The 19,813-nt window shown below is 51.9% G+C and carries 20 protein-coding genes and 2 pseudogenes; 8 read left to right on the top strand and 14 right to left on the bottom strand.

The genetic code is table 11. The features are described 5' to 3' along the window. Positions 1–9: 9 nt before the first annotated feature. The 6 genes from kdsA to hemA are packed head-to-tail and all read right to left on the bottom strand — an operon-like array spanning position 10 to position 5,293. A complete protein-coding gene (kdsA, locus tag GYRE_RS17690; RefSeq protein ID WP_006820250.1) occupies positions 10–864 on the bottom strand; it encodes a 3-deoxy-8-phosphooctulonate synthase in 855 nt (284 codons plus the stop codon). A 19-nt stretch (positions 865–883) separates the two neighbouring features. Beyond that, entirely contained in the window at positions 884–1,693 is an 810-nt protein-coding gene (sirB1, locus tag GYRE_RS17685) for an invasion regulator SirB1 (protein WP_006820251.1), read from the bottom strand. A gap of 2 nt (positions 1,694–1,695) precedes the next feature. Continuing rightward, complete coding sequence (sirB2, locus tag GYRE_RS17680; protein WP_006820252.1) at positions 1,696–2,088, bottom strand: invasion regulator SirB2; 393 nt, start codon at positions 2,086–2,088, stop codon at positions 1,696–1,698. Further along, the gene (gene prmC, locus GYRE_RS17675) at positions 2,085–2,915 is read right to left on the bottom strand and encodes a peptide chain release factor N(5)-glutamine methyltransferase (RefSeq protein WP_038257028.1); all 831 of its coding nucleotides are present in this window, start codon (positions 2,913–2,915) and stop codon (positions 2,085–2,087) included. Before prmC ends, sirB2 begins: the two co-directional genes overlap by 4 nt. Continuing rightward, complete coding sequence (gene prfA, locus GYRE_RS17670; protein WP_006820254.1) at positions 2,915–3,997, bottom strand: peptide chain release factor 1; 1,083 nt, start codon at positions 3,995–3,997, stop codon at positions 2,915–2,917. The genes prmC and prfA overlap by 1 nt, the downstream gene beginning before the upstream one ends. 39 nt (positions 3,998–4,036) lie before the next feature. Beyond that, a complete protein-coding gene (hemA, locus tag GYRE_RS17665) occupies positions 4,037–5,293 on the bottom strand; it encodes a glutamyl-tRNA reductase (RefSeq protein ID WP_006820255.1) in 1,257 nt (418 codons plus the stop codon). Positions 5,294–5,503: 210 nt separating this feature from the next. Here hemA and lolB point away from each other — a divergent pair, with 210 nt between their 5' ends. The 4 genes from lolB to dauA all read left to right on the top strand — a co-directional run bounded on the left by lolB (position 5,504) and on the right by dauA (position 9,871). Continuing rightward, positions 5,504–6,121 carry a lipoprotein insertase outer membrane protein LolB gene (gene lolB / locus GYRE_RS17660; protein WP_006820256.1) on the top strand — a complete coding sequence of 206 codons (618 nt, stop codon included), beginning with the start codon at positions 5,504–5,506 and terminating at the stop codon, positions 6,119–6,121. Further along, complete coding sequence (gene ispE / locus GYRE_RS17655; protein WP_038257025.1) at positions 6,121–6,981, top strand: 4-(cytidine 5'-diphospho)-2-C-methyl-D-erythritol kinase; 861 nt, start codon at positions 6,121–6,123, stop codon at positions 6,979–6,981. Before lolB ends, ispE begins: the two co-directional genes overlap by 1 nt. Positions 6,982–7,108: 127 nt before the next feature. Further along, the gene (gene prs, locus GYRE_RS17650; protein WP_038257154.1) at positions 7,109–8,056 is read left to right on the top strand and encodes a ribose-phosphate diphosphokinase; all 948 of its coding nucleotides are present in this window, start codon (positions 7,109–7,111) and stop codon (positions 8,054–8,056) included. A gap of 138 nt (positions 8,057–8,194) precedes the next feature. Then, a complete protein-coding gene (dauA, locus tag GYRE_RS17645; protein WP_087943277.1) occupies positions 8,195–9,871 on the top strand; it encodes a C4-dicarboxylic acid transporter DauA in 1,677 nt (558 codons plus the stop codon). A gap of 35 nt (positions 9,872–9,906) precedes the next feature. On the opposite strand, the gene ychH is transcribed toward dauA, so the two are convergent. Continuing rightward, positions 9,907–10,182 carry a stress-induced protein YchH gene (gene ychH / locus GYRE_RS17640; protein ID WP_006820260.1) on the bottom strand — a complete coding sequence of 92 codons (276 nt, stop codon included), beginning with the start codon at positions 10,180–10,182 and terminating at the stop codon, positions 9,907–9,909. A 277-nt stretch (positions 10,183–10,459) separates the two neighbouring features. Here ychH and pth point away from each other — a divergent pair, with 277 nt between their 5' ends. From pth to GYRE_RS25205, 3 genes and pseudogenes are all read left to right on the top strand, one after another. Beyond that, positions 10,460–11,044 carry an aminoacyl-tRNA hydrolase gene (gene pth / locus GYRE_RS17635; protein ID WP_006820261.1) on the top strand — a complete coding sequence of 195 codons (585 nt, stop codon included), beginning with the start codon at positions 10,460–10,462 and terminating at the stop codon, positions 11,042–11,044. Positions 11,045–11,160: 116 nt separating this feature from the next. After that, on the top strand, positions 11,161–12,255 hold the full coding sequence (gene ychF / locus GYRE_RS17630; RefSeq protein WP_006820262.1) for a redox-regulated ATPase YchF: 1,095 nt from the start codon (positions 11,161–11,163) through the stop codon (positions 12,253–12,255). A gap of 37 nt (positions 12,256–12,292) precedes the next feature. Further along, positions 12,293–12,562, top strand: a pseudogene (locus GYRE_RS25205) (Arm DNA-binding domain-containing protein); the annotation flags it as partial. Between the two features lie 202 nt (positions 12,563–12,764). Here GYRE_RS25205 and GYRE_RS25335 read toward each other — a convergent pair. Then, positions 12,765–13,081: pseudogene (locus GYRE_RS25335) on the bottom strand (transposase); the annotation flags it as partial. Between the two features lie 187 nt (positions 13,082–13,268). On the opposite strand from GYRE_RS25335, the gene GYRE_RS23280 reads away from it, so the two are divergent. Continuing rightward, positions 13,269–14,147 (top strand): hypothetical protein, encoded by an 879-nt coding sequence (locus GYRE_RS23280; RefSeq protein ID WP_051860989.1) that lies wholly within the window; start codon positions 13,269–13,271, stop codon positions 14,145–14,147. Between the two features lie 153 nt (positions 14,148–14,300). Here GYRE_RS23280 and GYRE_RS17610 read toward each other — a convergent pair whose 3' ends face one another. The 6 genes from GYRE_RS17610 to GYRE_RS23275 form a co-directional block, all read right to left on the bottom strand. Continuing rightward, positions 14,301–14,801 carry a LuxR C-terminal-related transcriptional regulator gene (locus GYRE_RS17610; protein ID WP_146748718.1) on the bottom strand — a complete coding sequence of 167 codons (501 nt, stop codon included), beginning with the start codon at positions 14,799–14,801 and terminating at the stop codon, positions 14,301–14,303. Positions 14,802–14,880: 79 nt separating this feature from the next. Continuing rightward, a complete protein-coding gene (locus GYRE_RS17605; RefSeq protein WP_038257017.1) occupies positions 14,881–15,765 on the bottom strand; it encodes a hypothetical protein in 885 nt (294 codons plus the stop codon). 65 nt (positions 15,766–15,830) lie between these two features. Continuing rightward, positions 15,831–16,079, bottom strand: coding sequence for an acyl carrier protein (locus tag GYRE_RS17600; RefSeq protein ID WP_006820269.1), 249 nt, complete (start codon positions 16,077–16,079; stop codon positions 15,831–15,833). Continuing rightward, positions 16,072–18,162: a hypothetical protein gene (locus GYRE_RS17595; RefSeq protein ID WP_038257014.1), complete on the bottom strand. Its 2,091-nt coding sequence runs from the start codon at positions 18,160–18,162 to the stop codon at positions 16,072–16,074. Before GYRE_RS17595 ends, GYRE_RS17600 begins: the two co-directional genes overlap by 8 nt. A 21-nt stretch (positions 18,163–18,183) precedes the next feature. Beyond that, on the bottom strand, positions 18,184–18,651 hold the full coding sequence (locus GYRE_RS24595) for a hypothetical protein (RefSeq protein WP_146748719.1): 468 nt from the start codon (positions 18,649–18,651) through the stop codon (positions 18,184–18,186). Positions 18,652–18,671: 20 nt separating this feature from the next. After that, a complete protein-coding gene (locus GYRE_RS23275) occupies positions 18,672–19,778 on the bottom strand; it encodes an IpaD/SipD/SspD family type III secretion system needle tip protein (RefSeq protein ID WP_051860988.1) in 1,107 nt (368 codons plus the stop codon). Positions 19,779–19,813 lie beyond the last annotated feature (35 nt).

The following is a 19,813-nucleotide window of genomic DNA, read 5'->3' as shown; positions in this document are numbered from 1 at the left end:
TTTGCTTTCTTACTTGCTGGTATCCAGATCGCCGAAGCTTTTGACCAAATCGTCAACCGCTTTCATTTGCTTCAGGAACGGCTCAAGTTTGTCGAGCGGCAGCGCGGACGGGCCATCGCACATAGCGTGTTCCGGATCCGGGTGCGCTTCAATGAACAGACCTGCTAGACCTACCGCCATGCCCGCGCGCGCCAGTTCGGTGACCTGCGCACGACGGCCGCTGGAAGCTGCACCAAACGGGTCACGGCACTGCAGGGCGTGGGTCACGTCGAAAATAACCGGCGAGTTGCCAGAGACTTTCTTCATAACGCTAAAGCCCAGCATGTCGACCACCAGGTTGTCGTAGCCGAAGTTTGCACCGCGATCGCAAAGGATAACCTTCTCGTTGCCGCCCTCGCGGAATTTATCCACGATGTTCCCCATCTGACCAGGGCTTACGAACTGCGGTTTTTTCACGTTGATAACGGCGTTGGTTTTCGCCATGGCTTCCACGAGGTCAGTCTGACGCGCCAGGAACGCCGGCAGCTGAATCACATCCACCACGTCGGCAACCGGCTGAGCCTGAGAGGCTTCGTGAACGTCAGTGATGATTTTCACGCCAAAGGTCTGCTTCAGCTCCTGGAAAATCTTCATCCCTTCTTCGAGGCCCGGGCCACGGTAAGAGTGGATAGAGGAACGGTTGGCCTTATCAAAAGAGGCTTTGAACACGTACGGGATCCCCAGTTTCTGGGTCACGGTGACGTAGTGTTCGCAGATACGCATCGCGAGGTCGCGTGACTCGAGCACGTTCATGCCGCCAAACAGCACGAACGGCAGGTCATTTGCTACGTTGATATCGCCAATGCTTACCACTTTCTGTTTCATAGGGTCGCCTTATCAGGGTTTAATGCAAAGTAATTTGCTTATGTGAAATCGTATTAATCTGGGCGCGGATCATCTCGCTAATCGGATCTTCCGGGCACTGCTCGACGAAGTAGTTTAAATCCATCAGCGCCACGTGCTCGCACTCGAGCTGGGCGTAGATAAGCCCGCGATCGCGAATTTCATACGGGTCTTCCGGATTAAACTGCAGCAGCGCTTCACTGGCGCGCAGGGCCAGCTCCATCTGCCGCTCTTCCATCAGCGCGGATTTCAGCGTATCGAGCAGTTTACGCACGATTTCCGCGTTATCCGCTTCGTCTAAATCTTCATCGTACAACTCAGCCACCGGGCTGACGTTGCCTTTTAACCAGACTTCCAGGGTGTGCTCGTTCAGCGTTTCGCCGTTAAACGGGTTGATGAGCCACATCTCCTCCGGATCGGTATCCGCGCGCAGGATGAGCTGCGTCGGGAAAATCACCGGCGAAACCGGCAGCGACAAACGCTGCGCCACCCACAGGAAAATCGCCCCCAGCGACACCGCGCTGCCCTGACGATTCTTCAATACTTTATCCAGCCACAAGGCATCGGAGAGTTTATACACGCCGCGGGAATCACTGAATCCCCATTCGCCGTAAAACAGCTCCAGCAGCCTTTCCATCTGCCGCCCCTGCGGCCAGGCAAGACTTATCTCTTCATGAGCCAGACTGACCAGTTTCTCCAGCTCGCGGTGCACCTGCTGCGACGGAAAGTCGTCGCGGATCAGTTCAGAAATGAGGATCATTCCATCGCATAAGGGCGCGTTGTTAAATTCGAAATCGGCTAATGACCTCATACCTACCCCAGTAACGGTATTTTAGTGATGGCGAGTTTAATGATGATGAACAGCACCACCAGCCCCAGCAGGAAGGCAATAAACCCGACCTGCTGGCTGCGCCGGAACCGACGGCCCAGCGCAATAAAACCCAGAACGATGTAAATGATAACGCCAAACAGCTTTTCAGTCAGCCATGCGTCCTGCCCGGTGAAAGGCAGATAGTGCGTTATCGCAATAAGCGCGGCGCCGCTGAGAAACAGCACGGTATCGACACCGTGCGGCACCACCTTCACCCAGCGCGCCGCAAGCATCGGGCTGCGTTGGTATGTCCACCAGTAGCGCAGCGCAAACAAACTCACGGATAGCCCGGCCGCAATGACATGCAGCGCCAGCACGCTGGTGAACATCGTCATGACTTAACTCCAAGCGTAATCCGCTCGTTGCCGCCGTAATCACGGCAGGTCTCCACCTGCGTGTAGCCACAGGCGAGGAACAGTTCACGCACCTGCGCCCCTTGCTTCCAGCCGTGCTCCAGCAACATGACGCCGTCTGCCAGCAGGTGATCGCGTCCTTCACGGATAATCTGCGCCAGGTCGGCAAGCCCATGCTGCGCCGCCACCAGCGCGCTCAGCGGCTCGAAGCGAACGTCACCCTGCGCCAGATGTTCATCCTGCTCATCAATATAGGGAGGGTTACTGACAATCACCGCAAAGCGTTGGTCGGCCAGCGCGCTGAACCAGTGGCTTTGCACAACCGTCACGTTGCCAATGGCAAGGCGGGTGGCGTTACGCCGGGCCAGTTCTACCGCTTCAGGAATGACGTCCACGGCGGTCACCTGGCAATCCGGGCGTTCGCTTGCCAGCGCCAGCGCAATAGCACCGGTGCCGGTCCCCAGATCGAGGATCTGACAGGGCTCCGCGGGCAGTCGCGCCAGCGCCTGCTCGACCAGGCATTCGGTATCCGGGCGCGGGATGAGCGTTGCGGCAGAAACGGCAAGCGGCAGCGACCAGAATTCACGTTCGCCGGTCAGATGCGCCACCGGTTCACCACGTTCCCGGCGCGCCAGCAGCACCTCAAGCGCCGCGAGTTCGTCGGCGCTGAGTTCGGTTTCGTCGAAAGCGAGAATATAGGTACGCGCCCTGCCGGTCACGTGTCCCAGCAGGATCTCAGCATCACGCCGGGGGCTTTCACTCTCACCAAGACGCACTATCGCCTGCGTCAGCCACTGTTGAAACGTCATCATTCCTGCTCAGACAGCGCCGCCAGCTGGTCGGCCTGGTATTCCTGCACGATAGGTTCAATCAGCATATCGAGCTTGCCTTCCATGGTTTCATCCAGACGGTACAGGGTCAGGTTGATACGGTGGTCGGTCACGCGGCCCTGCGGGAAGTTATAGGTGCGGTTACGATCGCTGCGATCGCCGCTGCCCAGCAGGTTGCGACGTTCGGAGGCTTCGGCCTGCTGGCGTTTAGCAATTTCAGCAGCGCGAATACGTGAACCCAGCACCGACAACGCTTTAGCCTTGTTTTTATGCTGAGAACGTTCGTCCTGACACTCCACCACGATACCTGTCGGTAGGTGGGTAATACGGATAGCGGAATCGGTGGTGTTAACGTGCTGTCCCCCCGCCCCGGAGGAGCGGAAGGTATCGATGCGCAGCTCGGACGGGTTAATGTCCGGCAGTTCTGCTTCCGGCAGCTCTGGCATGACCGCAACGGTACAGGCCGACGTGTGAATACGCCCTTGCGATTCGGTGGCCGGAACGCGCTGCACGCGGTGACCGCCGGATTCAAATTTGAGTCGGCCATAAACGCCGTCGCCGCTGATTTTGGCGATCACTTCTTTATAACCGCCGTGCTCGCCTTCGCTGGCGCTCATCAGCTCGACGCGCCAGCGGCGCGCTTCAGCGTAACGGGAGTACATGCGGAACAGATCGCCGGCAAACAGCGCCGCTTCATCACCGCCGGTACCGGCACGCACTTCAAGATAAGCGTTACGCTCGTCGTCGGGATCTTTTGGCAACAGCAGAACCTGCAGCTGTTGTTCAAGCGCTTCGCTTTTCTCTTTGGCTTCGCGCAGCTCTTCCTGCGCCATTTCGCGCATTTCTGGATCGTCGAGCATCATCTGCGCGGTTTCGATATCATCCTGAATCTGACGCCAGTCAGTAAAGCAACGTGAAACATCGCTGAGCTGCGCGTATTCACGCGACAGCGCCCGGAAACGCTCCTGGTCAGCGATAGTTCCCGCATCGCCGAGCAGCGCCTGAACTTCTTCATGGCGCTCATGCAGAGCTTCCAGTTTAGCAACGATAGAAGGCTTCATAGGCGTAAATGCACCTTGTAATAATAAGAGTGAGGCGCGCTATTCCAGCCCGAGGCTGTTGCGCAGAATATGCAGGCGTTCGTCATCGCCATCGCGGGCGGCCTGCTGAAGTGATTTCGTCGGGGCGTGGATCAGACGGTTCGTCAGTTTACGCGCCAGATCCTGCATAATCTCCTGCGGATCGCCGCCCTGCTCCAGCGCGTTCAGCGCTTTTGCAGTCAGCTCTTCGCGGACAATATCAGCCTGACTACGGTACTCACGAATGGTCTCGCTGGCGCTCTGGGCGCGCAGCCAGGCCATAAATTCACTGGTTTCCTGCAAAACGATGGTCTCGGCCTGGACGGCCGCCGCTTTACGTTGAGCAAGATTGTGCGAAATGATGTTTTGCAGGTCATCAACGCTGTACAGATAGGCGTTAGCAAGCTTGCCAACTTCCGGTTCAACGTCGCGCGGAACGGCGATATCGACCAGCAGCATCGGCTGGTTACGACGGGCTTTCAGCGCCCGCTCGACCATCCCTTTACCGATAATCGGCAGCGGGCTTGCCGTTGAGCTGATGATGATGTCGGCCTCTTTCAGCCGTTCATCAACGTCGCTTAACGCAATCACCTCAGCGCCGACTTCATCTGCCAGCACCTGCGCACGTTCACGGGTGCGGTTGGCGATAAGCATTTTTTTGACGCTGTGCTCGCGCAGATGGCGTGCAACCAGTTCGATAGTCTCTCCGGCACCCACCAGCAGTACGGTGACCGTCGAGAGAGATTCAAAGATTTGCCGCGCCAGCGTACAGGCAGCGAAAGCAACGGAAACGGCGCTGGCACCGATATCTGTTTCCGTTCGCACACGCTTGGCGACCGAGAACGATTTCTGGAACATGCGTTCCAGCTCGCTGGCGTGCAGATGACCACGGCTGGAGTCGGCGAAGGCTTTCTTCACCTGCCCGAGAATTTGCGGTTCGCCCAGAACCAGCGAATCCAGCCCGCTGGCAACGCGCATCAGATGGCTGACCGCGTCGTTATCCTGGTGCCAGTAGAGGCTGTTGCGCAGATCGGTCTCGTTAAGATTGTGATAATCACACAGCCAACGGATCAGCGCTTCCTGCTGGTTTTCCTGTTCTTCAACGCTCAGGTACAGCTCGGTACGGTTACAGGTAGACAGCACGACGCCGCCCTGCACCATGGGTTGCGCCAGTAAACTCTCCAGCGCCTGGTCGAGCGTGTCCGGCGAAAACGCAACACGTTCTCGCAACGCAACCGGGGCTGTTTTATGGTTAATGCCGAGAGCTAACAGGGTCATATTAGCGGGAGTAGTACCAGCGTTGATAAGGTTAGTCTGAGCGCATCATACAGGATGCGCGAGATCAATAAAAGAGACGCTCCCCTTTTGGAGTAATAGGCTCCGTTCGCTAATTTTATGATTTAAGACCATTTGAACGTAGACGCTATCCGCCCGCAACGCTAGCATAAAGGGTTATCAACGCAACGCACGTCAAGGATTTCTCACACTATGAGCCTGCCCCGATTGATTCGTCTGCTGCCGCTGGCAGCCCTTGTCCTTACCGCCTGTTCTGTTAATGCGCCGAAAGGCCCGGGCAAGAGCCCTGACTCCCCGCAGTGGCGTCAGCACCAACAGGACGTTCGTCAGCTGAATCAGTTCCAGACGCGCGGCGCCTTTGCCTACCTTTCCGACCAGCAGAAAGTGTACGCCCGCTTCTTCTGGCAGCAGACCGGTAAAGACCATTATCGTCTGCTGCTGACTAACCCGCTTGGCAGTACCGAGCTTGAACTCACCGCCCAGCCGGGTAGCGTGCAGGTGGTCGACAATAAAGGTCAGCGCTACACCGCCACCGACGGTGAAGAGATGATTAGCAAGCTGACGGGTATGCCTATTCCGCTCAACAGCCTGCGCCAGTGGATTGTCGGACTGCCGGGCGATGCCACCGACTACACCCTTGATGACCAGTACCGCCTGAGCGAGATTAACTACACGCAGAACGGCAAAACCTGGAAAGTGGTATACAGCGGTTACGACAGCAAAACCACGCCGGCGCTGCCATCTAACATGGAGCTGACCCAGGACGGACAGCGTATTAAGCTCAAAATGGATAACTGGATAGTCAAATAATGAACCAGTGGCCCTCTCCCGCGAAGCTGAACCTGTTTTTGTACATCACCGGGCAGCGTCCGGACGGTTATCACACCCTGCAGACGCTGTTTCAGTTTCTCGACTATGGCGATACGCTCACCATTGAGCCGCGTCAGGACGGCGTGCTGCGCCTGCTGACGCCGGTAGCTGGCGTGCCGGACGAACAAAATCTGATTATTCGTGCTGCGCGTCTTTTGATGCAGGCGGCGGGAGAAAGATTACCCGTCGGTAGCGGCGCAGACATCAGTATCGACAAGCGCCTGCCGATGGGCGGTGGCCTTGGCGGCGGTTCGTCCAACGCCGCAACGGTACTGGTGGCGCTGAACCATCTGTGGCAGACCGGGCTTTCGGTCGATGAGCTGGCGGCGCTCGGCCTGACACTCGGCGCCGATGTGCCGGTGTTTGTGCGCGGTCACGCGGCCTTTGCCGAAGGTGTAGGGGAAATCCTCACCCCGGTCGATGTCGAAGAAAAATGGTACCTGGTCGCCCACCCCGGAGTCAGTATTCCAACGCCGGTTATTTTTGGCGATCCGGAGCTACCGCGTAATACTCCGCGCAGGTCAATTGAAACGTTACTAAAATGTGAATTCAGCAACGATTGCGAGGTTATCGCAAGAAAACGTTTTCGCGAGGTTGATGCGGCGCTTTCCTGGCTGTTAGAATACGCGCCGTCGCGCCTGACTGGCACAGGGGCCTGTGTTTTTGCTGAATTTGACACAGAATCCGCCGCACGTCAGGTGCTAGAGCAAGCCCCGGAATGGCTGCAAGGCTTTATCGCCCGTGCCAGGAACGTATCGCCGTTACTGCACGCCATCCCAGGGCAGACTGAGTTTCGGTGACAACGTCACCCTGTTCCAGACGTTGCATCGCGCTCTTTAAACACACCTCCTGGATGGAATGGTGCCTGGCCCGCACAGTTTTCGGCCCCTTTCATCCATAACTGGACGCATGCCTGAGGTTCTTCTCGTGCCTGAAATGAAGCTTTTTGCTGGTAACGCCACCCCGGAACTAGCACAACGTATTGCCAACCGCCTGTACACTTCACTCGGCGACGCCGCCGTAGGTCGCTTTAGCGATGGCGAAGTCAGCGTACAAATTAATGAAAACGTACGCGGTGGTGATATTTTCATCATCCAGTCCACTTGTGCCCCCACCAATGACAACCTGATGGAACTGGTTGTTATGGTCGATGCCCTGCGTCGTGCTTCCGCGGGCCGTATTACTGCCGTTATCCCTTACTTTGGCTATGCACGTCAGGACCGCCGTGTGCGTTCCGCTCGTGTTCCTATCACAGCCAAAGTTGTTGCTGACTTCCTGTCAAGCGTTGGCGTTGACCGCGTACTGACCGTTGACCTGCATGCTGAACAGATCCAGGGCTTCTTCGACGTACCGGTAGACAACGTATTTGGTAGCCCAATCCTGCTCGAAGATATGCTGCAGCTGAACCTGGATAACCCGATTGTGGTTTCTCCGGACATCGGCGGCGTGGTTCGTGCTCGTGCGATTGCCAAACTGCTCAACGATACCGACATGGCTATCATCGACAAACGCCGTCCGCGTGCTAACGTATCTCAGGTGATGCATATCATCGGTGATGTTGCTGGCCGTGACTGCGTACTGGTTGATGACATGATCGATACCGGCGGCACGCTGTGCAAAGCGGCAGAAGCCCTGAAAGAACGTGGTGCTAAACGCGTATTTGCTTACGCGACTCACCCGATCTTCTCCGGTAATGCGGCAAACAACCTGCGCAACTCCGTCATCGACGAAGTTGTGGTTTGCGACACTATCCCGTTAACGGATGAGATTAAAGCCCTGCCGAACGTGCGTACTCTGACGCTCTCTGGCATGCTGGCCGAAGCGATTCGTCGTATCAGCAACGAAGAATCTATCTCTGCTATGTTCGAACACTAATCGGGCGTCGCTCAAGAACCCGCTACGGCGGGTTTTTTTATATATGTTGCCCATTTGTATGATTTATTAATTATTTTATTTTTTGCCTCCTTCACCTGCCCTCGTGACAGATGATGCGCTCATGGATGAAAACATATTGTGAATAAATTCTCGCAAATTATGCCTTTCCGCGCTCTCATCGATGCCTGCTGGAAAGAAAAATACACTGCGGGTCGCTTTACGCGTGACCTGATTGCCGGGATAACCGTTGGGATCATTGCCATTCCACTGGCGATGGCACTGGCTATTGGCAGCGGGGTTGCGCCGCAGTACGGCCTGTACACGTCGGCGGTGGCAGGGATTGTCATCGCGCTGGCCGGTGGCTCACGCTTTAGCGTTTCCGGGCCGACGGCCGCGTTCGTGGTGATCCTCTACCCGGTTTCTCAGCAGTTTGGTCTGGCGGGGCTGCTGGTTGCCACGCTGCTTTCCGGGGTGTTTCTCATTCTCTTCGGCCTCGCTCGTTTTGGCCGCCTGATTGAGTACATTCCGCTTTCCGTTACCCTCGGGTTTACCTCCGGTATCGGGATAACGATCGGCACCATGCAGATTAAGGATTTCCTTGGTCTGCAACTGGCGCATGTCCCGGAGCACTATCTGCAAAAGGTCGGTGCGCTGGTGATGGCCCTGCCGACCATTAACTACGGCGATGCCGCGATTGGCGTGGTGACGCTTGCCACGCTTATCTTCTGGCCGCGCCTGGGGATCCGCCTTCCGGGCCACCTGCCCGCGCTGCTGCTTGGCTGTGCGGTGATGGGCATCGTGAATCTGCTCGGTGGACACGTCGCGACCATCGGATCGCAGTTCCACTATGTGCTGGCGGACGGCAGCCAGGGGAACGGCATTCCGCAGCTGCTGCCGCAGCTTGTTCTGCCGTGGGATCTGCCGGGCTCGAGCTTCACGTTGAGCTGGAATTCGCTGCATGCGCTGCTTCCGGCGGCATTCTCAATGGCGATGCTTGGCGCGATTGAATCCCTGCTCTGCGCCGTCGTGCTCGACGGCATGACCGGCACCAAGCACAAAGCAAACAGCGAGCTCATCGGTCAGGGAATGGGTAACCTGGTGGCGCCGTTCTTCGGCGGTATCACCGCGACTGCGGCCATCGCCCGTTCGGCGGCGAACGTCCGCGCCGGGGCAACCTCACCCATTGCGGCGGTGATCCACGCCCTGTTGGTTATCCTCGCACTGCTGGTGCTGGCACCGCTGCTTTCCTGGCTACCGCTTTCTGCCATGGCGGCCCTGCTGCTGATGGTGGCCTGGAACATGAGTGAAGCGCACAAAGTGGTGAACCTGCTGCGTCGCGCGCCGAAAGACGACATTATCGTGCTGCTTATCTGTATGTCGCTGACGGTACTGTTCGACATGGTGATTGCCATTAGCGTAGGTATCGTACTCGCTTCGCTGCTGTTTATGCGCCGTATCGCGCGGATGACGCGTCTGGCGCCGGTGAACGTCACCGTACCGGATGATGTGCTGGTGCTGCGGGTGATTGGCCCGCTGTTCTTTGCTGCCGCGGAAGGGTTGTTCAACGAACTGGAAACGCGTATTACCGGAAAGCGGATTGTGGTCCTGAAATGGGATGCGGTGCCGGTACTGGATGCCGGTGGCCTTGATGCCTTCCAGCGCTTCGTCAACAAGCTGCCTGAAGGCTGTGAGCTTCGCGTCTCCAACCTCGAGTTCCAGCCTCTGCGCACCATGGCGCGAGCCGGTATTCAGCCTATTCCGGGACGCCTCAGTTTCTATCCTGACCGCGACGCCGCGCTGGCCGACCTGAGATAAACTAACGGCTCCCTCGGGAGCCGTTATCAATTCAGTTAGCTGTGATGGTGTTCGTCACGACGGCAGCGCTTGTCGTAGTGGCGTACCCACCAGTAACGGTCTGCTACGCGCTCTTTGCCACCGACACGTGCGCCAGCGAGCCAAAGAATAGCGCCGATGAATATACTGAGTACCGCTCCATGAGCGAAAAACTGCGGCAGGTCGAGCTGCGGCAATTGGTTTAGAATTGAGTAACCGACGCCAACAACCATGACCACTAATCCTAAACCCATGAGCACGTTACCGAGTAACGAAGCGTTTTTGCGTTTCATATGTCACCTCCGGAGCTTTGGGTCGAAAGGGAAAAATATCCCTGTTCCTTGTGTGTAAAGTATAGACAACGGTAATAAAAGGGACTGCGGGAGTGATCACAATTACAAACATATGAGTAACAAAACTTTACAAATAAGTGGCTGAACAACTTGAAATTCTAATGGTAACGCATCGGTATAATTCATCTGTCCTACCGCTACGCTGCCAGAACTTTGTCAACGGCCCTCGCAGACAGTACACTACGCCCCGAATATCGACCCATTCAGGAATACAAACGTGACGATTAAACTGATTGTCGGCCTCGCCAACCCGGGTGCCGAATATGCCGCTACGCGCCACAACGCGGGCGCCTGGTATGTGGATTTACTGGCAGAACGTCATCGTGCCCCACTTCGCGAAGAGGCGAAATTCTTTGGCTACACCTCACGCGTGAACCTTGCCGGTGAGGATGTTCGTTTGCTGGTGCCTACCACCTTTATGAACCTGAGTGGTAAAGCCGTCGCGGCAATGGCTACATTTTTCCGCATTAATCCGGACGAAATTCTGGTGGCTCACGATGAACTGGATCTGCCGCCGGGCGTGGCAAAATTTAAACTTGGCGGCGGCCATGGCGGCCACAATGGTCTGAAAGACATCATTAGCAAGCTTGGCAATAACCCGAACTTTCATCGCTTACGCATCGGAATCGGCCACCCGGGCGATAAAAATAAAGTTGTTGGCTTTGTGCTCGGCAAACCACCGGTTTCTGAACAGAAGCTGATTGACGAGGCGGTGGACGAAGCGGCGCGTTGTACTGAAGTCTGGCTGAAGGACGGTCTCACCAAAGCCACCAACCGCTTACACGCCTTTAAGGCGCAATAAACCACGTGGGGGCGGCAATTTGCCCCGCTGCCGTGTATAATAGGCGAAGTAATTCAATTTTCTGCAATCTGTTTGCTATAACAGGTTGATTACCAAAAGATTAAGGTGATTTAAACATGGGATTCAAATGCGGTATCGTCGGTTTGCCTAACGTTGGCAAATCCACCCTGTTCAATGCGCTCACAAAAGCGGGTATTGAAGCGGCGAACTTCCCGTTCTGTACTATTGAGCCGAACACCGGTGTCGTGCCGATGCCCGATCCGCGTCTGGACAAGCTGGCTGAAATCGTCAAACCGCAGCGTATTCTGCCGACCACCATGGAGTTCGTGGATATCGCCGGCCTGGTAAAAGGCGCTTCTAAAGGTGAAGGCCTGGGTAACCAGTTCCTGACCAATATCCGTGAGACCGAAGCTATCGGCCACGTTGTGCGCTGCTTCGAAAACGACAACATCATCCACGTAAATAACAAAGTCGATCCGGCTGACGATATCGACGTTATCAACACCGAGCTGGCGCTGTCTGACCTCGATACCTGTGAGCGTGCGATCCATCGCGTGCAGAAACGTGCCAAAGGCGGCGATAAAGACGCGAAAGCCGAGCTGGAAGCGTTGGAAAAATGTCTGCCACAGCTGGAAAACGCAGGCATGCTGCGTGCGCTGAAAACCCTGACCGACGAAGACAAAGCGGCTATTAAATACCTGAGCTTCCTGACGCTGAAGCCGACCATGTACATCGCGAACGTCAACGAAGACGGCTTCGAGAACAACCCGTACCTCGACAAAGTGCGTGAAATCGCCGCTGGCGAAGGTTCTGTCGTGGTGGCCGTATGTGCTGCGGTTGAATCTGATATCGCCGAGCTCGACGACGAAGACCGTGACGAGTTTATGGCTGAACTGGGCCTCGAAGAGCCGGGCCTGAACCGCGTGATCCGCGCAGGCTATGAGCTGCTGAACCTGCAGACCTACTTCACCGCTGGCGTGAAAGAAGTCCGCGCATGGACCATCCCGGTTGGCGCAACTGCCCCACAGGCCGCGGGTAAAATCCACACCGACTTCGAGAAAGGCTTTATCCGTGCTCAGACCATCGCCTTTGACGACTTCATCACCTATAAAGGTGAACAAGGCGCTAAAGAAGCCGGTAAAATGCGTGCCGAAGGTAAAGACTACATCGTGAAAGATGGCGATGTAATGAACTTCCTGTTCAACGTCTAAATAAAATTTGTTGTCTCATGAGGTCTTAATTAACCTCATGAGCGCCACAATAAATATAAAATCCACGCCATGGCGTGGATTTTTCATTTCACAGAGTCTCAACACATCTCGTAACAACGCAGTCAAAAATGAGTACATGAAAGAAAAACTCTATCGACTCAATCATTTCAACGGTCTCTACCTCGAAGTGAAACCAAATGGTAAAAAAGCCTACCGCTGTCGATTTAAACTCAACGGTAAATCCAGCATGTTTGCGAAGGTCAAACTTGCCGAAGCCCGCGAGAAATGCGAGCAAGTCGCAGATGGTGATTGCTGGATCAACTGGCTGTGGAAAGCAATGCTAAAGGCATTGAGGTTCTGGCCCAGATATCACCGGTAGCCTGGCAGCACATTTTGCTGAACGGACATTATACCTTCCAGAGCAGCAATGAGATTATTGATCTGGATGCGCTGGTCGCCGGGCTGAGACTAAGATAACAGAAAAATCTGGGGTTCCGGTGTCGCCCCCACTCCGAAGCGTGTCTGCCTGCCCGTGCACTTCTGAAGCGCAGTCGGTTGCCACACAGAATGTATTTGTACGGGTCAGTACGCAAAAATTCCTTCATCAGCACGGTGAAGTCCGGCTGCTCCGCTTTTTTCCGCGCCTCCTCCATCTGCAGGGCTTCATACACTCTCGGCAGCTGTTTCGCGCGCTTACAGTTGGGCAAAATCCGTAGTAGCGCATTATCTTAAAATGTTTCGCCTGGATATGGCCGATGTATCGCCCAATCATCTCTTCCTGCGTCATCGTCTGTTGCCGGTACCGCTTTGTATGGTGGTTGTAATAGGGCCTGAAGCCCAATTGTACGAAAATGCGCGGCAAGTACATTTTTAAATCAGGTAGTGACTGGGATAACAGCTGTGCCCGCACTTCATATTCCTCTTTTTTGAAAGAAATCTGCGAAAAAAACATTATCATGGATGGAAGCTAACATCCTTCCCATTCACTAAACCTATAATTAGGTGATTTCAATATGATTAGTATTTTTAAAGAAAAAATAAATATTCACTCTGACAATTTACAAAGTGCCATTAATAAAAAAATAAACAATACATCGCTATCTAGTAAGTCGCTGGAAAAATTAGTGAGTATAGCAAATACTCAGTATGAATTTAAAAATGGAGAGGCTGATTCTATAATCAGAGATATCCCTTGCAGTACTAATGTGAATTATGTACAAATTTCAAAACTAATCAAGGAAATAAAAACAATTAAACCTGCCAAAGATGATTCATTTATTAATTCTCGAATTCATTCGTGGAAAGCTAATGCGGAAAAATTGTTAAAAACAAATTACAACCCTGAGGAGGGAAAACAAGCATTGGGTAAGGGATCAAGAGGAACTGTATATAAAGATGGTGAATCTATTATAAAGAAAACGAAAAACTTAACACTAAATGAAATTTTTCATGAAGCAAACATGTGCAACGAATATCATATAAAAATACAGAGTTCTAAAAAATCAGCCACTATAGTAGAAAAATGTATTGAAATGCCATTCATCAACGGCAAGACCCCAAATTTCCAGGACACACTAATAGGAGTTAACGATCTATTTAAACATGGTTTTTTTATGGGTGATGCAAAACCATCTAACTTTTTGAAAACTCCAGAAGGCAGCGTGGAACCCATAGATTTCGGACTTGTATTTAAGCGTGATTCATTAGAATTCATTGATGCTGAAGTGAAAAAAAACATAATCTCCGACTATCTTAAAGGTGGATTCAGATACATTCCAAATGAAATTAAGAAAGAGTATCATTCATGCATTGTAAAATTGGATGATATTCTTGGGAAAGATAGCCCTACAAGAAAGATAAATGTTAAAATACTATCAAAAGCAGGCCTTTAAATTATTCATATGAAAACCATCATGTTTTCATCATACAACCGAACGGCCAACGCCTGTTTACCCTTATTCAGCACCTTTGGCCGCTCACCTTTACGCTCTCTTGCCCGGGCAACCTAAAGCCCGGCGTGGATTTTTTTATAAATATGCCGAATTCTACAATTGCGGGTCAGGAAGAATAGCCGGTAATACAGTCTGCCAGGCTTGAAGAATACGGTGCAGCGTGTTGGTATTTTTCACACCTATCTTATTTAACCCTCTTATTGTATGCGCGCTAACGGTCTTTTCGCTGATGCTAAACATCTTGGCAAGACGCTTACGGTTAGAGACTTTGTATAATGCCTTAATTATCATCTCTTCTCTGCGGGTCAAAACGGCCATTCTCTCGTCATCTAAGTTCTTTTCAATACTCGCTTGAAGGCGACAAGTATATGCTTTGAGAGTAGCATTTTTGCCTAACAAGGAACCTCTACAACATACCAGAGCACTGAATGGATCATTAATATCTGCATGACGTAATTTATCACCATGAAAAATATATACGCACTCGCTGCCCGTATCAAAAACTATCATCCCGGAGACATCATTGATATTAAGTGTTTCGATTAATGAACGTACACCAAGAATAAAATAATTATCACAGGAATAAATCTGCACAACACCATCCGTTCTCTAGCTGAAATGTTTGTTAAAAGGCCTGCTAAGCAGGCCTTGTGTATGTCGACAAAGCGGGGAGTTAGTTGGGGCGCATGAAGACCGGTTTCGGCGGCACGCCCGGAGGACAATGGTCCAACAGAGCCGTAAATGCTGTCAATGCCTCATCTTTTTCTTTATTACGCATCGCTATCTCTGCTGGGGTGGTGGCAAGCATTAGATTTAAATCCAAATCAAATGTTTGTGCGATACCCATAATCCCAACAACGCTAGGGTCGTGTTGACGGCTCTCCATATTGATGTTTGCTAAAGATATTTCTTTATATGTACGCATGACTGAAAGTAGCGAAATAAATTTATCTTTATTCTCCCGTCCGTTAGCATCAGATGAATTAAATTTACATCCCAAAATGTTATTTACTTCAGCTTTGTTGTCCTTATTGGCCACCAGTGCCCTGCGCTCTTCTGGGGAAAATTTATTTTCCGCCAGCGTTTCCCCCATCCATTTCTTGATCAAGAAACTTGCTTCAACATTATTAATTTCATCACTTTTGATCGCATCAAAAAATGCAACCGGGTCGGTCAAACGTTGATTAAATTCGCTAATTTTGATCGCTGGACTCTGTCGAAACATACCATTTATAGAACCAGGATCAGCTTCCATTTTGCGCATTAATTCCTGACAGAATGTCCTCGTGTCGGCTACCGAAATAGGGTTAAGCGTTGACACAGGCGGTGTTGACGCAGGAGCTTCAGCAGCCGAGGGACTCATCCTCTCGCTAAGGCGATGGAAACCTGCAACGACCGCGTCTTTCATCCTCACCAGTGAGTTGTATACTTTTGTCACGCAAGAAAGAAATCCCTGCTGGACGCTATTCATGGCATTCCCTGCGGCCGTGGCGGCTTTGGCGCTCGCGCTTGCCATCGCCTGGTACAGTTCAGCAGGCGGAATCGGCATTGTAATCATTACATAGTTTCCTTATTAATTAACTGTCGCCCTCCCCATGTTCAGGCGACATTGAACGAACTGCGTTATGCACTTTCCTGCACGCGCTGGATAATATCCGCAACGGTCAGGCTGCTACTGATATCTGACTCCGGTATCGTTACGCCTATCTCTTCGAGCCGCATAAGGAGGTCTATAAGTTCAACGGAGTCCATTGCCAGGTCGGTGATTAAACTGTCCTCCAGTTTAATATTTCTTGGTAGAACGCCGTTAACCTGATAAATGAGGTTAGCCACCAGCGAAGCTACCGTTTCATCAATAACTGAGTCATTCATGGTTAGTATCCCATTGCTCGCGTAGGCGTCTGAACTCAGCTAACTTTTCCTGAAAAGGAAGTGGTTCTTTGTCCTGCTCAATTCTCTTATTTTCCAGAGCATCAAATTTAGATTGATCTCGTGGCTTTAACCTCGACAGCACCGCGTTCAGTTCGACTGAGTCAGATTTAGGAACGAAACTCACCGGTTTCGGGTCCCTGTTCCATGAATTCACAGTGCGTACCGTTGTGTAAACATGGTCGTTGCCAGACCTATTCCCTGGCATATTTACGGCCGCAGCATTAATTCGCGTTGGCTGAAAGCCATCAGACGCAGATTTACGGCTGACCTCTTCACCATCCTTGCGAGGCATTCCGCCATCCGTTGAATCCATGCCTGGATTGGCGGTTTTGATACTTGCTGGCGCCCTGTTCGCTGCCGAAGCATCATTTCGCACCTGAGAATTTAGGGGTAATTCAGGTTCAGGTCTTATCTGGCTATCCGGTAAGCTCTTCTCAATATCATGTTCCGCGGTTGGTTTTGCCTTTTTCCCTTCAGAAGCCACGGCACCATTTTTATCCAGGTGAGCGAAGACTGAAGGAGACCTTTGCTTTAAAGCTTCAAACTTATCCGCCAGCGTCACGACTTTTCCGCTTGCCCGCTCAGGTTGAGTCTCTGCCCCAGGGGGTATGAAATGCGTCGGCGTTGAAGATCTGCGATTCAGCGGATCGATGTTGCGTGAAGTGGTGTAAATATAATCACCGCTTGATAAAGAAGTGCGGCCGGATGTTTCCTTTTTCTCGCGCAGTACGACGCTATCGATGTTGTCCGCTTCCAAATTATGCGCATCCTGCTTTTTGGACGCCTCACCGTCGACCGCCGTCTTCAGCCTGTTTTGTTCAACCACAATGGTTGACTGTTGCTGAACTTTGGGCTCAGGGCCAAGGCTCGCATCGTTAACAGTTTCCGTGTCAGGCGCACCCTCAGTTTGAGTAGCGATGCTCTTTAATGCAGGCTTTAGTGTCTGGGTTTCAATTTCCCGCCTGGCAACGTTGTGCTGCGGAGTATCCACAGCCTGCTCTGCCTTGTAGCCCTGTACGCCAGCCAGATTTCCAAGGAAGTTGCTACCGCCTCCAATGCCGGCATTAAACAGGTCTTTAATTAGCCCCACCTTTTCAACATTGGTAAGTCCGGAATCGAGAATGTGCTTAACAATCGTAGAGTTGGAGTCTGCAGGCGTGGTATTCGACGCACCAACTGAGTGGCTAATATCGCCAACACTTCCCCCCTGGCTGGTGATATTGAGGGTAATGCCTCCCTGCCCTGGCCCGGTTGGAATAAATACTCGTTGGTTATCTGCACCACCGTCGTGGTTAGGATTCAGCGTCTCCGGGCCTTTTGGCGCAGGCATCACCGGCTCCGCATCGTAATTCGTCAGCGTTTTCGAAATAGCGGCACAGTCATTGACGAAAAAGTTCAGCTTCTGGGCCATCGTTTCCCATGGCTGATCGGGCTGTGTCAAACCTTCCACGTCGTGCTTTAGCGTAGATTTGCAAACATCCAGACATTGCTTGAAGATGGCCTTGTCGTGAGTATCCACTGACTTCGCCTGGTGATGATCTTCCCAGGCTTCCATGCAGTGTTCAATACACTTGTTGATCACCTTCTCAAAAGCGCCCGCACCGTATTTTGAAACCAAGCCTGAGAGTTCTTTTGCTACCTTCCGTTCTTTATTTTCATTGCCATTAGCTTCGGCAAGTTTCTTACAAACTTTATCAAGCTTGGCTCGATCTCCTGCATCATCGCTGTCCTGTACATCCTTATAGATAACACCGATAAGCGTCCTGATCTTATTTCCTTCTGGGCTTAAATCCTTTTGAAGGAAGTCAGCGGGAAGATTTTTTTGCGCCTCATGCAAAACAAGCTCTTTTGCATTAGCGGTCTGATGCGGCTGTTGTTTAAAGAGGGCTATTGGATCGTTTCTACCTTCTGTAACCAGATTGATAAAAGCGGGCCTCTCGGTCGCGCATGCAGAGCTATCCATGCCTCTGGCATTGATGGATTGAATATCCTGTCTGACTGCACCATTAATAGATCCAGGCATAATAATAACTCCTCTACTGTCCTATGTTTTTACTTTGATGCAGGGCATAAAGCACCGGGTAAGGAAATTTAACAGCCGCTGAAAGACCGTTTTTTTTGGCTTATCACTCGTTTCCCGATAGCGACCTTGTATTTCAGGCTGCTCGATTAAAACTTGTTCGGCACGGTCATTATTGTGCGAAGAAGTTTGTTTTAGGGCATCAGCTCGCATATGAAAATAATAACGTTGTGCGGCACAAACCCCCTCACCGGGCAATGAATGATGTTCTTCTAATGATGAAGCATAGCCAAAATGGTCTTTAAAACTGCCCTGCGAGCTGTTAGACGAACCACTGTTCGTACGTCTTAAAAAAGTGTCTGGCTCCGCAAATCTAACCTGCAAGCCCGAAACGCGGCAGGCAAATGCACCATAGGTTTCATTTACTCCCTGAGTCAGATAAATATCTTGTCTTAAACTTTCTTGCGATGCGAACCTGTAGATGCTGTCCATATAACCCACTCAGCAAATTTTTAACCTAAGGCTTTAAGAACGTCTTTTGCACTTTCCGCCAGGGAGGCGATCGCACCACTCAATACTTTATTTAAATTATCGAAGGTACTATTTGCCTGGCTATAACGTTGGGCAAAAGCCTGCATATTACTTTGCAGGGCACTGCCGCCTGCATTAAAGGAGGCAAGCCAGGCCTGGTAGCTGGCAGTAGAAACTTTGCCACCGCTAATACCTGATGGATAATCAGGTGCGGCGCTGTACTGATCGAGGTTGAATTCGATTTTACCGCTATCGTTTACTTTAAAGGCAGGCGCAAGCGTGGTTTCCATACTTTTACGCTCTTCCGGCGTCATTTTATCCCAGTTTTTTACGCTACCCAGATCGATACCGTTAACTTCATTCATGAAGTCTTCATACCCTTTTTTCATGACGGACGTATCGAATTTAACATTATTACCGTCATCACCTGTGGAAACGGCTTTGGATGCCGCCCCCTGTACGTGCGTATTATAAGCTTCGTACATTTCCGTATACTTCTGCATCAAATCGGCATAGAAATCTACGTAATCGCCTTTGATTTCTTTAATGGCGAGGGCCATTCTTGCCCACAGCTCGGCATAGCTAGTATGGGTGGAAATTTCGTCATCACTGCTCTTCGGCTCCGGTGCAGGTTCCTGCACCGCTCTTTGTTTCTCAGCCAAAAACTGGCTTAACGAATAGTTGGCCTTAGTACGATTTGCTACGATCTCACGCTGGATATCCGATAACGCCTGAGCGCTACTCTTTACACGCTGTTCCTGATTGGCGACCATCTCAGCAACGTCATCCGACGGTTGCGCGCCGTCACTGGCCGTTTTGAGGTGCTCTAATGCGGCAAGCAGTTTGCTGTTATTAAAATCTTCGCCGCTGGTATCCAAACCATACTGACCAAGTAGTGCCCTAATTTCATCAAGCTTATCCGCCTTATTAGGGGTATCCAACTGGGCAATAAGCTCTTTTATTAGTTTCGTATTCAGTTCCGAAGTTGAACCTGTGTGGGTTTCAGCCATCGGCGCAGACTGGGTAGCGTTGGTAACAGCGGGATAATAACTAACGGTGTTGGGTACAACATTATTTACGTTCAGCATTGCGTAATTCCTTTTGAGCAACGTATGCCGGGTAT

This window comes from Yokenella regensburgei ATCC 49455 (assembly GCF_000735455.1).
Taxonomy (GTDB): Bacteria; Pseudomonadota; Gammaproteobacteria; order Enterobacterales; family Enterobacteriaceae; genus Yokenella; species Yokenella regensburgei.
Note: the sequence above shows the minus strand (reverse complement) of the source record. Positions and strands in the feature narration are given on the sequence as shown.

Excerpts from the sequence above, each read along its gene's own strand:
- kdsA (WP_006820250.1), bottom strand. The coding sequence starts at position 864 with ATGAAACAGAAAGTGGTAAGCATTGGCGATATCAACGTAGCAAATGAC.
- sirB1 (WP_006820251.1), bottom strand. The coding sequence starts at position 1,693 with ATGAGGTCATTAGCCGATTTCGAATTTAACAACGCGCCCTTATGCGAT.
- sirB2 (WP_006820252.1), bottom strand. The coding sequence starts at position 2,088 with ATGACGATGTTCACCAGCGTGCTGGCGCTGCATGTCATTGCGGCCGGG.
- prmC (WP_038257028.1), bottom strand. The coding sequence starts at position 2,915 with ATGACGTTTCAACAGTGGCTGACGCAGGCGATAGTGCGTCTTGGTGAG.
- prfA (WP_006820254.1), bottom strand. The coding sequence starts at position 3,997 with ATGAAGCCTTCTATCGTTGCTAAACTGGAAGCTCTGCATGAGCGCCAT.
- hemA (WP_006820255.1), bottom strand. The coding sequence starts at position 5,293 with ATGACCCTGTTAGCTCTCGGCATTAACCATAAAACAGCCCCGGTTGCG.
- lolB (WP_006820256.1), top strand. The coding sequence starts at position 5,504 with ATGAGCCTGCCCCGATTGATTCGTCTGCTGCCGCTGGCAGCCCTTGTC.
- ispE (WP_038257025.1), top strand. The coding sequence starts at position 6,121 with ATGAACCAGTGGCCCTCTCCCGCGAAGCTGAACCTGTTTTTGTACATC.
- ychH (WP_006820260.1), bottom strand. The coding sequence starts at position 10,182 with ATGAAACGCAAAAACGCTTCGTTACTCGGTAACGTGCTCATGGGTTTA.
- ychF (WP_006820262.1), top strand. The coding sequence starts at position 11,161 with ATGGGATTCAAATGCGGTATCGTCGGTTTGCCTAACGTTGGCAAATCC.
- GYRE_RS23280 (WP_051860989.1), top strand. The coding sequence starts at position 13,269 with ATGATTAGTATTTTTAAAGAAAAAATAAATATTCACTCTGACAATTTA.
- GYRE_RS17605 (WP_038257017.1), bottom strand. The coding sequence starts at position 15,765 with ATGATTACAATGCCGATTCCGCCTGCTGAACTGTACCAGGCGATGGCA.
- GYRE_RS17600 (WP_006820269.1), bottom strand. The coding sequence starts at position 16,079 with ATGAATGACTCAGTTATTGATGAAACGGTAGCTTCGCTGGTGGCTAAC.
- GYRE_RS17595 (WP_038257014.1), bottom strand. The coding sequence starts at position 18,162 with ATGCCTGGATCTATTAATGGTGCAGTCAGACAGGATATTCAATCCATC.
- GYRE_RS24595 (WP_146748719.1), bottom strand. The coding sequence starts at position 18,651 with ATGGACAGCATCTACAGGTTCGCATCGCAAGAAAGTTTAAGACAAGAT.
- GYRE_RS23275 (WP_051860988.1), bottom strand. The coding sequence starts at position 19,778 with ATGCTGAACGTAAATAATGTTGTACCCAACACCGTTAGTTATTATCCC.